This is a genomic window from Streptomyces sp. JW3, from assembly GCF_052216785.1.
In the GTDB taxonomy this organism is placed as follows: Bacteria; Actinomycetota; Actinomycetes; order Streptomycetales; family Streptomycetaceae; genus Streptomyces.
In genome coordinates this window covers 13770-29415 of the sequence record NZ_JBQOUX010000032.1, presented here as the reverse complement: position 1 = coordinate 29415, position 15646 = coordinate 13770, and the positions used below count along the sequence as shown (strand labels likewise).

The following is a 15646-nucleotide window of genomic DNA, read 5'->3' as shown; positions in this document are numbered from 1 at the left end:
AGCGTTCCCCCGGGGAAACAACCGTGATGCGGTCGGGTAACACCGGCACCGCAGGCTCAATGGCATGACCTCGAAAACGCGTGTGGTGGTGATCGGCGCCGGGCTCGCGGGTGTCACCCTCACCCGGCGCCTCGGCGAGCTGGGCGTGCCCGCACTGCTGATCGGCGACGAGGCGCACCCGCCCTACAACCGGGTGCTGCTCGCCGAGGTGCTGGCCGGGCGCTACGCCGCCGAGGTGATCGCGCTGCCGGCGCCCGCCGGGCTGGTCCGGGGCCGGGTCACCGGTATCGACCGGGCCGGGCGCACGGTCGCCTGCGCCGACGGCTCGGTGATCGCATACGACACGCTGGTGCTGGCCACCGGGTCCAACGCCGTGCTGCCGCCGCTGCGCGGGCTGTTCACCGGCGGTGCCGAACTGCCCCGGGGGGTGCACGCCTTCCGGACGCTGGACGACTGCCTCGCGCTGTCGGAGGCGGTACGGCCCGGGGCGCGGGCGGTCGTCATCGGGGGCGGGCTGCTCGGGGTGTCCGCCGCGCGGGCGCTGGCCGTGCGCGGCGCCCAGGTGATGCTGGCCCAGCAGTCCGAGCGGCTGATGGAACGGCAGCTCGACCCGGCCGCCTCCCGGCTGGTCCGCCGGCATCTGGCGGACCTCGGCGTCGAGGTGCACACCGAGTGCCGGGTGCGCGACGTGCGCTCGGTCGGCGGTGCGGTGCGCTCGGTGGAGCTGGCCGACGGGTTCGCCCTCGACGCCGACCTGGTGGTGCTGGCCTGCGGGGTGCGGCCGCGCACCGGGCTGGCGGCGGAGGCGGGGATCGACGTACGGAAAGGCGTCGTCGTCGACGACCAGCTGCGGACCAGTGATCCGGACATCCGCGCGATCGGGGACTGCGCGCAGCACGACGGCACGCTGTACGGGCTGGCCGCCCCGGCGCTGGAACAGGCCGACGCGCTCGCCCGCGCCCTCGCCGGTGACCCGGCCGCCCGCTACACCGGCACCCGCTCGCTGACCCGGCTCACCCTCACCGGGCCGGACAGCCCCTTCGACCTCGCCGCGTTCGGCGAGACCGAACCGCTTCCCGGCGATGACGTCGTGCAGCTCGCCGACGCCACCCGGGGCACGTACCGCAAGGTCGTCGTCCGCGACGACCGCCTGGTCGGCGGGGTTCTCGTCGGCGAACTCGGCACTGTCGGCGCGCTCGCCCGCGCCTGGGAGGGAGCAGAGCCGCTCCCCGACGACGGCCCCCTGCTCCACCTGCTCACCAACGACGGAGGCTCCTGATGTCCACGGAGAAGACGGCCACGATCGTGCTGGTCGGCCACGGCATGGTCGGCCAGCGCTTCCTGGAAGCGCTCGCCGAGCGCGGCCTGACCGCCACGCACCGCGTGGTCGTGCTGTGCGAGGAGCCGCGTCCCGCCTACGACCGGGTCGCCCTCACCTCGTACTTCTCGGGGAAGACCCCGGACGACCTGTCGATGACCGACCTGGCGTTCATCGCCGAGCACGGCATCGAGCTGCGCGTCGGGGACGCCGCCGAGACCGTCGACCGGGAGGCCCGCACGGTCACCGCGCGGTCCGGGCAGGTCTTCGAGTACGACGTGCTGGTGCTGGCCACCGGGTCCTTCCCGTTCGTGCCGCCGGTCCCCGGCAAGGACGCCACCGGGTGCTTCGTGTACCGCACGATCGAGGACCTGCTCGCCATCGAGGAGTACGCGAAGACCGCGACCACCGGTGCGGTGGTGGGCGGCGGGCTGCTCGGCCTGGAGGCGGCCGGTGCGCTGAAGGGGCTCGGGCTCACCTCGCACATCGTGGAGTTCGCGCCCCGGCTGATGCCCGTCCAGGTGGACGAGGGCGGCGGCGCGGCGCTGCTGCGGACCATCGAGGACATGGGGCTGTCCGTGCACACGGGCGTCGGCACCCAGGAGATCGTGGTCGGCGCGGACGGTGCCGTCAGCGGGATGAAGCTGTCCGACGGGTCCGAGCTGGCCACCGATCTGGTGGTGTTCAGCGCCGGGGTCCGGCCGCGTGACCAGCTGGCCCGCCAGTGCGGGCTGACGGTCGGCGAGCGCGGCGGCATCGCGGTCGACGAGCAGTGCCGGACCGTGTCCGACCCGCGTGTCTTCGCCATCGGCGAGTGCGCGCTGGCCGCCGACGGGCGGGTGTACGGGCTGGTCGCGCCCGGCTACGAGCAGGCGCTGACGGTCGCGGCCACGATCGCCGCCGACGAGGCGTCCTTCACCGGTGCCGACCTGTCCACCAAGCTGAAGCTGCTCGGCGTGGACGTGGCGTCCTTCGGCGACGCGCACGGCACGGCCGACGGCTGCCTGGACGTCGTCTACTCCGACTCCCGGGCGGGGCTGTACAAGAAGCTGGTCATCGGGCGGGACGGCACGCTGCTCGGCGGCATCCTGGTCGGGGACGCGGAGGCGTACGGCACGCTGAAGGCGTTCACCGGGTCGGTGCCGCCCGTCTCCCCCGAGTCGCTGGTGCTGCCGGCCGGGGCGGGGGCGCCGATCCAGCTCGGTCCGTCCGCGCTCCCCGACGACGCGGTGATCTGCTCCTGCCACAACGTCACCAAGGGCGCGATCCGGGATGCGGTCACCGAGCACCAGTGCGTCACCGTGCCCGAGGTGAAGAAGTGCACCAAGGCCGGCACCGGCTGCGGGTCGTGCGTGAAGGTGCTCGGGCAGCTCGTCGACGCCGAGCTGGAGGCGAGCGGCGTCGTCGTCGACAAGGGCCTGTGCGGCTGCTTCGGGCAGACCCGCGAGGAGCTGTACGAGATCGTGCTGGCCCTGCGGATCACCTCCTACCAGGAGCTTTTGGACCGGCACGGGCGGGACGAGGCCCGCGGCGGCGACGGGTGCGAGGTCTGCAAGCCGACGGTCGGCTCGATCATCGCCTCCCTCGCGCCGGCCATCGGCGCCAGCGGCTACGTGCTGGACGGCGAGCAGGCGGCCCTCCAGGACACCAACGACCACTTCCTCGCCAACTTGCAGAAGAACGGCTCGTACTCGGTCGTGCCGCGCATCCCCGGCGGCGAGATCGCGCCGGAGAAGCTGATCGTGATCGGTGAGATCGCCCGGGACTTCGGGCTCTACACGAAGATCACCGGCGGCCAGCGGATCGACATGTTCGGCGCGCGGGTCGAGCAGCTGCCCTCCATCTGGGCCCGGCTGGTGGACGCCGGCTTCGAGTCCGGCCACGCCTACGGCAAGTCGCTGCGGACGGTGAAGTCCTGTGTCGGGCAGACCTGGTGCCGGTACGGCGTGCAGGACTCGGTGCGGATGGCGATCGACCTGGAGCTGCGCTACCGGGGGCTGCGCAGCCCGCACAAGCTGAAGTCGGCGGTCTCCGGCTGCGCCCGCGAGTGCGCCGAGGCCCAGTCGAAGGACTTCGGCATCATCGCCACCGCGAGCGGCTGGAACCTCTACGTCGGCGGCAACGGCGGCGCCACCCCGCGCCACGCCGACCTGCTCGCGCAGGACCTGTCCGACGCCGAACTGGTCCGCCTCATCGACCGGTTCCTGATGTTCTACATCCGCACCGCCGACCGCCTGGAGCGCACCTCCACCTGGCTGGAGCGCATCCCCGGCGGCCTGGACCACGTACGCGACGTGGTGGTGCACGACTCGCTCGGCATCTGCGACGAGCTGGAGCAGCTGATGCTCGCGCACGTCGCCGGCTACCGCGACGAGTGGGCCGAGACCATCAACGACCCGGAGAAGCTGGCCCGGTTCGTGTCCTTCGTCAACGCGCCGGACACCCCCGACCCGGTCGTCGGCTTCGTCCCGGAGCGCGACCAGATGAAGCCCGACCTGCCGCTGCTCTCCATCGGCCACCGCCCTCTGGAAACCCTGGAAGGAAGCGCCCAGCGATGACCCTGGCACCCGAGACGACCGACCTGAAGGTACAACTGCGGCTGAGCGACGGCTGGTTCGCGGCCTGCGACCTCGGCGCCCTGCTCCCGGGCCGCGGGGTGGCCGCCCTGCTGCCCGACGGCAGCCAGGCCGCCCTGTTCCGCGACCGCAAGGGCGACCTGTACGCCATCGACAACCGCGACCCGTTCACCGGCGCGGCGGTCCTCTCCCGCGGCCTGACCGGCACCCACCAGGGACGCCCGTTCGTCGCCTCCCCGCTGCTGAAGCAGCGCTTCGACCTGGCCACCGGGCAGTGCCTGGACGACGACTCGGTGCGGGTGACGGCGTACGAGGTGAAGGCGTCGTAGCCGCCGTTCCCTCATCGTGGGGTGCGCCGGGGCGGTGCAGGCGGGTGGGGGCGGCTGTCGGTTCGCTGTCGGGTTCGGGCGGCCCGTCGAGTTCGCGCGGGCACCACGCTTGACTGGGTGCGCTCGCGTTCCGCACGTCCGCTCATGCTCCGCACGTCGCTCACGTTCCGGAGGCGCATCATGACCGACCCGTCCGCCCGCCCGTCCCGCCGCGCGCTGCTCGGCGGGGCCGCCGTCGCCGCCCTCGCGGTGGCCGCCGGCACCGGTCCGGCCCAGGCCGCCCCGCGGGCCCCCTGGCCCACCGAGTTCCCGCTGCCCGACGGCTGGCTCCCCGAGGGCATCACCATCGGCGCCCGGCCCTACGCCTACCAGGGCTCCCGCGCGCACGGCGGCGTCTACCGGACCGACCTGCGCACCGGCCGGGGCGAGGTCCTGTACGCCGGCGCCACCGGCCTCGCCTCCATCGGGCTCAAGCTCGACCGCGACGGCCTGCTCTACGTCGCCGGAGGCGGCGGCGGCACGGCCCGGATCATCGACGCCCGCACCGGGGACGTACTCCGGACCCACCAACTCACCTCCGCCACCGGCCACTTCATCAACGACGTGATCCTGCTCGGCGACCGCGCCTGGTTCACCGACTCGCGCGAGGCGGTCCTGTACGGCGTCCCGCGCGGCCGGCCCGACGAGGTCCGGGTGCTGCCGCTGACCGGCGACTGGCAGCAGCTCCCGGACGTCAACAACGCCAACGGGATCGTCGGTTCGCCCGACGGCACCGGTCTGATCGTCGTCAAGAGCACCCCGGGCGAGCTGTACCACGTCGGTCTGCGCACCGGCGCCGCCCGCCGCATCACGCTGTCCGGCGCGGCCGACGTCGCAAACGGCGACGGCCTGCTGCGCATCGGCCGCACCCTGTACGTCGTACAGAACCGCCTGAACCTGATCAGCGTCTGGGAGCTGAACGCCAAGGTCACGACGGCCACCCTGCGCCGCACGATTACCGACCCCCGCTTCGACGTGCCCACCACCGCCGCCCGTTTCGGTGACCGGCTGTACCTGGTCAACGCCCGCTTCACCAGCCCGCAGACCCCGGGGACCACGTTCACCGGGGTGGCGGTGCCGCTCTGACCAGTTCCTCGGCGCCGCTCCACGTGCCGAGGGTGATCTCGGCGGTGATGCCGGGGCCGAAGCCCGCGATGATGCCCTGGGCCGCCTGGTCGGCGCCGCCGTCGGTGAAGAGGCGCTCCAGGGCGTCGAAGACGACGGCGCTGGCGATGTTGCCGCGTTCGGTGAGGGTGGCCCGGCTGTAGCGGAACATCTGCGGCGGCAGGTCCAGGTGCTTGCCCAGGTCGTCCAGGATCCTGGGCCCGCCCGCGTGGATGATGTAGAAGCCGAGCCGGGAGATGTCCCAGTCGCGCAGCTCGGTCAGGGCGCGCAGGGCGGGCGCGAGGTCGGCCATGGTGCCGGGCACCCGCTTGTCGAGCATGAAGTGGAAGCCGGTGTCCCGGACGCCGTAGGAGATCCAGCGCTCGGTGCCGGGCACCAGGTGCGAGCCGTTGTGGTCCAGGCGTACGCCCGTGCCGCCCCGGCCCCGGACCACCGCGGCGGCGATGGCGTCGCCGAACAGGCCGTTGGAGAGCAGGTTGCCCACCGCCAGGTCGGTCGGCTGGTAGCACAGCGAGCAGAACTCGCAGCACAGGATCAGCACGTTGGCCTCGGGATAGGCGGTGCAGAAGTCGTGGGCGCGGTTGATGGCGGCGCCGCCCGCGGCGCAGCCGAGCTGGGCGATCGGCAGTTGCCGGGTCTCGGGCCGAAAGCCCATCGTGTTGATGAGCCAGGCGGTCATCGACGGCATCATGAAGCCCGTGCACGACACGTAGATGATCATGTCGATGTCGCGGGGCGTGAGTTCGGCGTGGGTCAGCGCCCGCAGGGCGGCCTCCGGGACCCGGGCCTTGGCCTCCGCCTCGTAGCGGGCGTTGCGCGCGGTGAAGCCGGGGTGGCGCAGCGTCTCCTCGATGGGCTGCACCAGGTGCCGGGTGCGCACCCCGGTGTTGGCGATCAGGCGCAGCGCCAGTTTCAGCTGTGGGTGGTCGGCGTGCAGTTCCCTGGCCAGGTCGAGGGTCTGCGCGCGGGTGATGACATGCTCGGGCACGGCGATGGCCGGCCTGCACAGTGTGGCCACGACCGGGCCCTACCAGGTCACCGGGAGGGCGAGCGGATAGCGCCAGATCGACACGGTGTTCCACCGCACCTCGGCCGCGGGCACCGCCAGCCGCAGCCCGGGGAACCGGGTGAGGAGGCTGCCGATGGCCACCTGGAGAACCATCCGCGCCAGGTGGGAGCCGAGGCAGTGGTGGCTGCCGTAGCCGAAGGCCATGTGCCCGGCCGGTGCCTCCCGGTCGAAGTCCAGCTCGTCGGGCCGGTCGTACACCAGGCCGTCGCGGTTGGCGGTCAGGTACGACACGTGCACGGTGTCGCCGGCCCGGATGAGCTGGCCGCCGAGCTCCACGTCCTCCAGGGCGACCCTGGGGATGCCGACGCCCTGGCGGAACGGGATGAAGCGGAGCAGTTCCTCCAGGGCCTGGTGGAGGAGGTCGGGGCGGGCCCGGAGCCGGGCGAGGTGACCGGGGTGGGTGAGCAGCGTGTAGACGCTGTTGCAGATGTCGTAGGTGGTGGTGTCGTGGCCGGTGACCAGCAGGAGCATGGCGAGGACGGCCAGTTCGTCCTGGTCCAGCGTCTCGTCGCCGATGCGGGCGGTGGCCATCGAGCTGATCAGGTCGTCGCCCGGGTCGCGGCGCCGGGCGGCGGTCAGCTCGGTGAAGTAGGCGCGCAGCGCGGCCTTCGCCTCCAGTGCCGAGGAGCGGTCGGCGGCGCTCATCGACATCATCGCCATCGCCCAGCCGCGCAGCCGCGGCCGGTCCGCCTCCGGGACGTCCATCAGCTGGCTGATGGTCATCAGCGGCAGCTGGTCGGCGAGATGGGCGACGAGGTCGGCCGGCGGGCCGTGCTCGGCCATCGTGTCCAGCAGCGCGTCCGTGGTCCGCTGGGTCCACGGGCGCAGTGCCTCGACCCGGGGCGTGGTGAAGGCCTTGACGACCAGGCGGCGCACCCGGTTGAGCGCGGGCGGGTCCATCAGGTTGATCGCCTCGGACTGGGCGATCGGCTCCGGGGTGATCCGCGGGAAGTCCCGGCCGGCCAGCGCGGCCCGGCTGAACCGCCGGTCCGAGGTCACCGTCTGCACGTCCGCGTAGCGGGTCACCAGCCAGCAGTCGCCCGTCCCGTACGGCATGCGGACCCGGGCCACGGGGGCCTCGGTACGCATCCGGGTCAGGTACGGGTCGGGTTCCAGAGCGTCGTCGTGCCGGAACGGGCACGACCTTTCGGTTTCGGTCTCCGCGGCAGTCATCGCGGTGATCCCCCCTTCAGCGCGCGGCCCGCCGAATCGCGGACCTGACGGGGCGATACCCGCCACCACCGGCGAACACCTCATTAAGCGATAAACCGCTCTTAAGGGTGTACTTGGCGCATGGGCTGCAGATTGCACGGCGCGACCAGCTCTTGGAGTGGAGTGGGCGGAAACGGCCGCCACTGACGACACGGATACATCACGCCTTCGTCACATAGCCTCCACAACTCCGGGCACTCGCCGTACGGTCGTTCCCTCAAGCAACCACTCAGGGGGACCGATGACCAGCCCGTACCAGCCACACCAGCCGTACCAGCCGTACCAGCCACCCCAGCCCTATCAGCCGTATCCCGGCGCGCCCCAGCCGCCGCCCGCTTCCGGGCCCGCCCCCAAGTGGGCCCGGAAGCGGTACGTGCTGCCCGCGCTCGCGCTGGCCCTGTTCATCGGGGTCGGCATAGGCAGTGGCGGTGACAGCGAGGACGGCGACACGAAGACCACGGCCGCCGCGGCGGCACCGACGGCCACCGTGACGAAAACGGCGACCGCGACGGCCACGGCAGACCCCGGGCCGGCGGAGACGGTGACGGCCAAGGAGACGGTCAGGGTCAAGGTCACCGTCACGAAGACGGTGACTCAGGAGGCGGCCGTCGCGGACACCGACGACGACGCCACGGACACCGGCGGCGGCTCCGTCTACTACCAGAACTGCGACGCCGCCCGGGCCGCGGGTGCCGCCCCCGTCCACGCGGGCGACCCCGGCTACGGGTCGCATCTGGACCGGGACGGGGACGGGGTCGGCTGCGAGTGACGTCCTCCAGAGACCTCAAAGACCTTAGAGACCTCAGAGACCTCAGAGACCTCAGAGACCTCAGAGGCTGAACCGCTCGATCTTCAGGAACCAGTTCTGCACCCCGCCCTCGGCCCCGTTCAGCTTCAGCTTGACCCGGGCGGAGACATCCCGCTCGGCGGTGTCGGGCTCGAACCGCACGGTCCGGATCAGGGTGTGGCTCGACCACTCCGGCTTGCCCCGGGCGGTGGCGAACCGGTGGTTGGTGCTGACCGGTTCGCCCTGCTCGTCGCCGAAGAACACGGTGGCCTGGAGCACGCCCTGGCCGTCGTCGTCGTTGTCGGAGCACAGGGCCTCGGCGCTGAACGTCGCGACGAACTGGGCCCCCTGGGACGGCCAGCCCTGGCCGAGCATGAGATGGACCTCGGCGCCGGGCACCTGCGTCCAGTCGGCCGACTTGGTCTCGAACCGCTTGTCGTCCCACACCCCGTAGACGAGGTCGGGGGCGGTGGTGATCCGGAACGAGTTGGGTGCGGGAGCGCTCAAGGCGGTTTCCTCCAGGCGTACTTGTACGGACTGGAGGAGGCTGCCCGCACCCACCGACGACAGCCGGGGGACGGGGGCGAGCCATCCGTGTGGGGGACGGATCACCGATGCGCACCCGGCGCACGGGCAACGGCCCCACCACCGGGGGCGCGCCCCGTCCGCGTGGTCACGCCGCCCGGTGGCCGATCGCCAGCACATGGGAACTGGCCGCCAGCAGTTCCGGGTACGGCTCGGCCATCCGCGCCGCCGTCAGTGCCGACTCGAACAGTGCGCTGTCCCGGAACGACTCGCCGGTGTTGCGCTCCGCCGCCGCCAGCATGGACCAGGCCGGGCCTTCGACGCCGAAGACCTCGGCGTCGGTGAAGCCGGCCGCCGCCACCTCGTCGCGCAGTTCCTCGCCCCGGTGGAAGTACGCGGCGGTGAACGCCCGCTTCCCGTCGTGGATCTGCCGGTCGAGGACAGTACCGATGCTCTCGCGCATCGCCTCCTCGTGCAGGTGCGCGAAGGCGGCGTGTTCGAACAGGGAGGCGTACCGGTTGATGCCGGCCGCCGCCAGCAGGCCGCCCGGCCTCAGGACGCGGTGCGCCTCGGCCAGGGCCTGGTCGCGGTCGGCGCGGTCGAGCAGGTGGTAGAGGGGTCCCAGCATGAGGACGACGTCGTAGGACGCGTCTTCGGCGGTGAGGCGGCGGGCGTCTCCCTGTTCGACCGTGGCGCCGGTCCGCGCCGCCTGTTCGAGGTGGCGGGGAACGGGGTCGACGAGGTGGACTGAGTAGCCGTCCCGCACGAGCCACCGGGCGTGAGCGCCGGGGCCGCCGCCGACGTCCAGCAGCCGGGCGGGCGGTTCGGGGAGGAAGCGGCGCAGCAACTCCTGGGTCCGCACCATTTCCAGGCGCCCGTCGGCCGTCGTGGTCAGCCGGTCCGCCTCGTCGACGGTCTCGGCGTAGAACCTCACGATCTCCGGCGCTACCTCTGGGCTCGTCATGCGGGCATTCTGGTGGTTCCCAGGTGGACCAGTCCAGTGCAGTGAACAGTGAACGGAAGCGGCTCCCATGCCCCTGCTGAAGTACGAGCGAATCGCCGAGGACCTGCGCACCCGGATCGCGAACGACGAGTTCGGGCCGGGTGAGCACCTGCCGTCCGGCCGTGACCTGGCCGAGCGGTGGGGCGTCTCACGGGCGACCGTGGTCAAGGCGTACGACATGTTGGTCCGGGACGGTCTGGTCGTGGCCCGGCAGGGTGCCGGGTTCACGGTGGTGGAGACGCCGGTCGCCCGGCCCGCGGGCGGTCGCCGGGCGGGGTCCGACCGGGTCGGCGGCGCAGGTCCGTACCGGCGCCTCGGTGTCCCGGACCGTACGGTGCCGCCCTCGCGCGTCGCCGATGCCCTGCGGCTCACGCCGGGAGAGCGGGCGCTGCGCAGGGGCCGCCTGGTGCTGCTCGACGACGGTTCCCCGCACAGTCTGGTGACGGCGTGGTTCCCGCCGGCGGTCGCGGACGCCGCGCCGCGGCTGGCCGGGAAGGGGCCGATCGCGGAGGGCACCACGCATTACGTGCGCCGCGAGACGGGGCGCTTTCCGGTGGCGGGCGTGGATCGCACCACGGTCCGGCTGGCCGACGCCGACGAGGCCCGGCTGCTGGAAGTGGCGGGGCCCGCGGCCGTGGCCGTCGTGCTGCATGTGGCGTACGACCAGGAGCAGCGGCCGCTGGTGTGCGAGGAGGGCGTGACGGCGTCGCATGTCTTCGAGCTGGTCGAGCGGTACCCGATGGGGTGAGGAATCCGGCGCGGCTCTTGACTGGACTGGTCCACCGGTCCAGTCTCCTCAGCGGTGCCGCCACAGCACAGACCCCGGCGACCGCTCGCGACGGCCCCGGGGCATGGCCAACGCCGCAGAGGAGCGTCAACGTCGTGAACGCTACAACCCCTCCGGAACCCGAGGTCAAGATGACCTTGCGGGTCTACCGGGTGACCAGGGACGGCACCGTAACCGCCGATCGGGGCACCGTCAGTGTCCTCGCCGAGAAGGGTCCGGTGCCGCTGGGCGACGGATACCCGCCCTGCCGATGCCCGTCGTGCCGGGCCGGGCGGGCGATGTCTCCCTGAGCGGCACAGCCCCGTGGCCGAAGGGACGGCACCCCCGCACAAGGGTGCCGTCCCTCCCCCGGGAACCGGTGTCGCCGTCGGTCGGTGAGGGTGGTCGGGTGACCGGCGGCGGACCGGGGTCGCGGCCGGGGCTAGCGGTGGTCGCTGCCCGTTGACTGGACCGACGCGCGGCCCGCTTCCAGGCGGGCGACCGGGATGCGGAACGGGGAGCAGGAGACGTAGTCCAGGCCCACCTCGTGGAAGAAGTGGACGGACTCCGGGTCGCCGCCGTGCTCGCCGCAGACGCCGAGCTTCAGGTCCGGACGAGTCTCCCGGCCGGCCTTCGCGGCGGCGGCGACCAGCGAGCCGACGCCGTCCTTGTCGATCGTCTCGAAGGGGGAGACGCCGAAGATGCCCTTCTCCAGGTAGGCGGTGAAGAACGACGCCTCGACGTCGTCGCGGCTGAAGCCCCACACCGTCTGGGTCAGGTCGTTCGTGCCGAAGGAGAAGAACTCCGCGCACTCCGCGATCTGCCCGGCGGTCAGCGCGGCGCGCGGGAGTTCGATCATCGTGCCGATGGCGAGCTTCAACCGGGCCCCCGAGGCCGCCTCGACCTCGGCGATGACCTTGTCGGCCTCCTCCCGGACGATCTCCAGCTCCTGGACCGTGCCGACCAGCGGGATCATGATCTCGGCGCGCGGGTCGCCCTTGGCCGCCTTGCGTTCGGCGGCGGCCTCGGCGATGGCCCGGACCTGCATGGTGAACAGGCCAGGGATGACCAGGCCCAGCCGCACCCCGCGCAGGCCCAGCATCGGGTTCTGCTCGTGCAGCCGGTGCACGGCCTGGAGCAGGCGGAGTTCGTTCTCGTGGGGTTCCTGCCGGGACTCGGCGAGCGCCACCCGGACCGAGAGTTCCGTGATGTCGGGGAGGAACTCGTGCAGCGGCGGGTCCAGCAGGCGGATGGTGACCGGAAGGCCGTCCATCGCCTCGAAGAGCTCGACGAAGTCCCGCTTCTGGAGCGGGAGGAGTTCCTTCAGGGACTCCTCCCGCTCGGCCTCCGTGTCGGCCAGGATCAGGCGCTCGACCAGTCCGCGGCGGTCGCCGAGGAACATGTGCTCGGTGCGGCACAGGCCGATGCCCTGGGCGCCGAACCTCCTCGCCCGCAGCGCGTCCTCCGCGTTGTCGGCGTTGGCGCGGACCCGGAGCCGGCGCTTGCGGTCCGCGAAGGCCATGATGCGGTGCACCGCCTCGACCAGTTCGTCGGCGTCCTCGGCGCCCGCGTGCATCCGGCCCTCGAAGTACTCGACGACCGGGGAGGGGACGACCGGGACCTCGCCCAGGTAGACCTTGCCGGACGAGCCGTCGATGGAGACGACGTCGCCCTCTTCCACCACGTGCCCGCCGGGGACCGTCATCCGGCGGCGCTTGGTGTCGACCTCCAGCTCCTCCGCGCCGCAGACACAGGTCTTGCCCATGCCGCGCGCGACCACGGCCGCGTGGGAGGTCTTGCCGCCGCGCGAGGTCAGAATGCCCTCGGCGGCGATCATGCCGTCCAGGTCGTCGGGGTTGGTCTCGCGGCGGATCAGGATGACCTTCTCGCCCGAGCGGGACCACTTGACGGCGGTGTACGAGTCGAAGACCGCCTTGCCGACCGCCGCGCCCGGCGAGGCCGCGATGCCCCGGCCGACCTGCTCGACCTTGGCGGTGTCGTCGAAGCGGGGGAACATCAGCTGGGCGAGCTGGGCGCCGTTGACCCGGGTGAGCGCCTCGGCCTCGTCGATCAGGCCCTGGTCGACGAGCTGGGTGGCGATCCGGAACGCGGCGCCGGCGGTGCGCTTGCCGACCCGGGTCTGGAGCATCCACAGCTGGCCGCGCTCGATGGTGAACTCGATGTCGCAGAGGTCCTTGTAGTGGTTCTCCAGCGTCTCCATGATCTGCATCAGCTGGTCGTAGGACTTCTTGTCGATCCGCTCCAGCTCGGCCAGCGGGACCGTGTTGCGGATGCCCGCGACCACGTCCTCGCCCTGGGCGTTCTGGAGGTAGTCGCCGTAGACGCCCTGGTGGCCGGAGGCGGGGTCGCGGGTGAAGGCGACGCCGGTGCCGGAGTCGGGGCCCAGGTTGCCGAAGACCATCGAGCAGACGTTGACCGCCGTGCCCAGGTCGTGCGGGATGCGCTCCTGGCGGCGGTAGAGCTTGGCGCGGTCGGTGTTCCAGGAGTCGAAGACCGCGTGGATGGCGAGGTCCATCTGCTCGCGCGGGTCCTGCGGGAAGTCCCGGCCGGCCTCCTTCTTCACGATCTTCTTGAAGGAGGTGACCAGCTTCTTCAGGTCGGCCGCCTCCAGCTCGGTGTCGACCGTGACCTTCTTGGCGGTCTTCGCCTTCTCCAGCGCCTCCTCGAAGAGGTCGCCGTCGACGCCGAGGACGGTCTTGCCGAACATCTGGATGAGGCGGCGGTAGGAGTCCCAGGCGAACCGCTCGTCGCCGGCCTGCGCGGCCAGGCCCTGCACGGACTTGTCGGAGAGCCCGATGTTGAGGACCGTGTCCATCATGCCGGGCATGGAGAACTTGGCGCCCGAGCGGACCGAGACCAGCAGCGGGTTGTCGGGCTGGCCGAGCTTCTTGCCCATCGTCGCTTCGAGGGCGTCGAGGTGCGCGCTCACCTCGTCACGCAGTGCCGCCGGTTCCGCGCCGCTGTCCAGGTAGGTCTTGCAGGCTTCGGTGGTAATGGTGAAGCCGGGCGGGACCGGGAGGCCCAGGTTGGTCATCTCGGCGAGGTTGGCGCCCTTGCCACCGAGCAGGTCCTTGAGGTCCTTGTTGCCCTCGGTGAAGTCGTAAACGAACTTCGCTACCTGGGGATCCTGGGGATCTTTGTTTTCCGACACGGGTCTCGACTCCTCGAGGACGCGGTGGCTGCCCTGACGGCGAGGAATGTACCCAGATCGAAGGCGTCTGGGTACGTCCACTTGCCCGTCATAAGCCCGTAACCACTCGTCCGCCAGTGGATCGAAAGTCAAGGCTTGGCAAGCGACCGGCAGTTCCTGTTTTCACTTCTTGAACACAGGAAGTCATGCCAGCCCCGCCGAGCGCTCACCTGAGCGCCTTAATCTTCGATTGAGTTCGATCGATGAACGATCAAGGGGTGGCACTGAGTGCCACATTTTGGAGAAGTGCAGTCGCGCATGATCCGCTCATCTGAGCGTGACCCTTATCAAGGGTGGCGAGAATCACGCTGCCACAGCGGCCCGGATTTCACCATGCGGACGCCGTCCCGGGACGGAAACACGCCCGTCACCCGCGTCAGACCCCGAGCGTCCGCAACCGCTCCTCCACCCGTTCCGCCGCGTACAGGTGCTCCACCACCAGCGCGCCCGCCCCGATCAGTCCGGCCCGCTCGCCGAGCCGGGAGGTGACCACCTCGAGGCGGGCCGTGGAGCGCGGCAGCGCCCGCTGGTAGAGCAGTTCCCGCACGCCGGTGAGGAAGGGGGTTCCGGCCAGATCTCCGGCGATCATCAGCACCCCGGGGTTGAGCAGGGTGACGACGGTCGCCAGGACGTCGCCGACCAGCCGTCCCGCCTCCCGGGCCAGCGCGACCGCCTCCGGGTGGCCGCCCGCCAGCAGCTTGCGCACGTCCGAGCCGGACTCCGCCGGTACGCCGGCCGCGGTCAGCCGTCGGGCCACCGCGCCCCCGCTGGCGACGGCCGCCAGACAGCCGTACGAACCGCACCGGCACCGCGCCTGGGTGCCCTCCGGGACCCGGATGTGGCCGATGTCCCCGGCCCCGCCGTCCGTGCCGCGGAAGATGTGGCCGTCCACCACGACCCCGGCGCCGATCCCGGTCGACACCTTGACCAGCACGAACGCCGAGGCGTCCGGGTGCGCGGCGCGCTGCTCGGCGTAGGCCATGAGGTTGGCGTCGTTGTCCACCAGTACGGGCACGGAGGCGGCCGGCGGACCGGTGTGCTCGGCGACGGCGCGGGCCAGCCGGCCCCGGATGTCGTACCCGTCCCAGCCCGGCATGATCGGCGGCTGCACCACCCGGCCGGTGTCGCGCTCGACCGGCCCCGGTACCGCCAGGCCGATGCCGCACACCTCGTCGATGCCGTGCCCGGCCTTCTCCAGCAGCTCGGCGAACCAGCGGCCCAGTTCGCCGAGGACCGCCTCGGGGCCGTCCTCGACGACCAGGACGCCGCCGCGCTCGACGATGAGCTCGCCGGTCAGGGTGAGCAGCGCGGCGCGGGCATGGCGGGTGTCCAGGTCGGCGGCGAGGACGACGGCGTGGTCGTCGTCGAACTCCAGGGTGATGGAGGGGCGCCCGCCCAGCGGGGAGTCGACCGGGCCGCCCGCGCCCTCGCGCAGCCAGCCCGCGCGGAACAGCCGGTCCAGGCGCTGGCCGACGGTGGCCCGGGACAGGCCGGTGGCCTGCTGGAGCGCGCCGCGGGTGGTGGCCCGGCCGCTGCGCACCAGATCGAGCAGATCGCCGGCGCTGGCCTGGCCGGTCTTGACGGGCCGTTCCGTCATGCGCACCCCCTTGTGTTTCCCAACCTTGCATTACATAGTGAGTTATGCGTGTTAAATAGACGTAACTAAAGGGTGGTCACCGTCGGTCG

At 71.8% G+C, this 15646-nt stretch carries 12 protein-coding genes; 6 read left to right on the top strand and 6 right to left on the bottom strand.

Annotated features, from left to right (window positions below):
* The first annotated feature begins 64 nt into the window (after nt 1–64).
* The 4 genes from ACTT8P_RS15505 (at nt 65) to ACTT8P_RS15490 (ending at nt 5348) form a co-directional block, all read left to right on the top strand.
* Complete coding sequence (locus ACTT8P_RS15505; RefSeq protein ID WP_442832220.1) at nt 65–1279, top strand: NAD(P)/FAD-dependent oxidoreductase; 1215 nt, start codon at nt 65–67, stop codon at nt 1277–1279.
* A complete protein-coding gene (gene nirB / locus ACTT8P_RS15500) occupies nt 1279–3876 on the top strand; it encodes a nitrite reductase large subunit NirB (protein ID WP_442832219.1) in 2598 nt (865 codons plus the stop codon). The genes ACTT8P_RS15505 and nirB overlap by 1 nt, the downstream gene beginning before the upstream one ends.
* Complete coding sequence (gene nirD / locus ACTT8P_RS15495; RefSeq protein WP_442832218.1) at nt 3873–4223, top strand: nitrite reductase small subunit NirD; 351 nt, start codon at nt 3873–3875, stop codon at nt 4221–4223. Before nirB ends, nirD begins: the two co-directional genes overlap by 4 nt.
* A gap of 180 nt (nt 4224–4403) precedes the next feature.
* A complete protein-coding gene (locus ACTT8P_RS15490; RefSeq protein WP_442832217.1) occupies nt 4404–5348 on the top strand; it encodes an SMP-30/gluconolactonase/LRE family protein in 945 nt (314 codons plus the stop codon).
* On the opposite strand, the gene ACTT8P_RS15485 is transcribed toward ACTT8P_RS15490, so the two are convergent.
* Nucleotides 5323–6405, bottom strand: a complete 1083-nt coding sequence (locus tag ACTT8P_RS15485; protein ID WP_442832216.1) for a type III polyketide synthase — start codon at nt 6403–6405, stop codon at nt 5323–5325. The two genes, ACTT8P_RS15490 and ACTT8P_RS15485, sit on opposite strands and share 26 nt — an antisense overlap.
* A gap of 9 nt (nt 6406–6414) precedes the next feature.
* Nucleotides 6415–7629, bottom strand: coding sequence for a cytochrome P450 (locus tag ACTT8P_RS15480; protein ID WP_442832215.1), 1215 nt, complete (start codon nt 7627–7629; stop codon nt 6415–6417).
* A gap of 280 nt (nt 7630–7909) precedes the next feature.
* Between ACTT8P_RS15480 and ACTT8P_RS15475 the strand changes: the two genes are divergently transcribed.
* Nucleotides 7910–8437: an excalibur calcium-binding domain-containing protein gene (locus tag ACTT8P_RS15475; protein ID WP_442832214.1), complete on the top strand. Its 528-nt coding sequence runs from the start codon at nt 7910–7912 to the stop codon at nt 8435–8437.
* Nucleotides 8438–8497: 60 nt separating this feature from the next.
* On the opposite strand, the gene ACTT8P_RS15470 is transcribed toward ACTT8P_RS15475, so the two are convergent.
* Both ACTT8P_RS15470 and ACTT8P_RS15465 read right to left on the bottom strand, forming a co-directional pair.
* Nucleotides 8498–8962: a hypothetical protein gene (locus tag ACTT8P_RS15470; RefSeq protein WP_442832213.1), complete on the bottom strand. Its 465-nt coding sequence runs from the start codon at nt 8960–8962 to the stop codon at nt 8498–8500.
* A 166-nt stretch (nt 8963–9128) separates the two neighbouring features.
* Nucleotides 9129–9944, bottom strand: coding sequence for a class I SAM-dependent methyltransferase (locus tag ACTT8P_RS15465; protein ID WP_442832212.1), 816 nt, complete (start codon nt 9942–9944; stop codon nt 9129–9131).
* A 67-nt stretch (nt 9945–10011) separates the two neighbouring features.
* Here ACTT8P_RS15465 and ACTT8P_RS15460 point away from each other — a divergent pair, with 67 nt between their 5' ends.
* Nucleotides 10012–10731, top strand: coding sequence for a GntR family transcriptional regulator (locus tag ACTT8P_RS15460; RefSeq protein ID WP_442832211.1), 720 nt, complete (start codon nt 10012–10014; stop codon nt 10729–10731).
* A 460-nt stretch (nt 10732–11191) separates the two neighbouring features.
* Here ACTT8P_RS15460 and ppdK read toward each other — a convergent pair whose 3' ends face one another.
* Nucleotides 11192–13921: a pyruvate, phosphate dikinase gene (ppdK, locus tag ACTT8P_RS15455; RefSeq protein WP_442832210.1), complete on the bottom strand. Its 2730-nt coding sequence runs from the start codon at nt 13919–13921 to the stop codon at nt 11192–11194.
* Between the two features lie 415 nt (nt 13922–14336).
* Nucleotides 14337–15557 carry an ROK family protein gene (locus ACTT8P_RS15450; protein ID WP_442832209.1) on the bottom strand — a complete coding sequence of 407 codons (1221 nt, stop codon included), beginning with the start codon at nt 15555–15557 and terminating at the stop codon, nt 14337–14339.
* Nucleotides 15558–15646 lie beyond the last annotated feature (89 nt).

What these genes read in the sequence shown, in the direction of transcription:
- nirD (WP_442832218.1), top strand. Translation starts at nt 3,873, where the DNA reads ATGACCCTGGCACCCGAGACGACCGACCTGAAGGTACAACTGCGGCTG.
- nirB (WP_442832219.1), top strand. Translation starts at nt 1,279, where the DNA reads ATGTCCACGGAGAAGACGGCCACGATCGTGCTGGTCGGCCACGGCATG.
- ACTT8P_RS15480 (WP_442832215.1), bottom strand. Translation starts at nt 7,629, where the DNA reads ATGACTGCCGCGGAGACCGAAACCGAAAGGTCGTGCCCGTTCCGGCAC.
- ACTT8P_RS15490 (WP_442832217.1), top strand. Translation starts at nt 4,404, where the DNA reads ATGACCGACCCGTCCGCCCGCCCGTCCCGCCGCGCGCTGCTCGGCGGG.
- ACTT8P_RS15460 (WP_442832211.1), top strand. Translation starts at nt 10,012, where the DNA reads ATGCCCCTGCTGAAGTACGAGCGAATCGCCGAGGACCTGCGCACCCGG.
- ACTT8P_RS15465 (WP_442832212.1), bottom strand. Translation starts at nt 9,944, where the DNA reads ATGACGAGCCCAGAGGTAGCGCCGGAGATCGTGAGGTTCTACGCCGAG.
- ACTT8P_RS15475 (WP_442832214.1), top strand. Translation starts at nt 7,910, where the DNA reads ATGACCAGCCCGTACCAGCCACACCAGCCGTACCAGCCGTACCAGCCA.
- ACTT8P_RS15505 (WP_442832220.1), top strand. Translation starts at nt 65, where the DNA reads ATGACCTCGAAAACGCGTGTGGTGGTGATCGGCGCCGGGCTCGCGGGT.
- ACTT8P_RS15450 (WP_442832209.1), bottom strand. Translation starts at nt 15,557, where the DNA reads ATGACGGAACGGCCCGTCAAGACCGGCCAGGCCAGCGCCGGCGATCTG.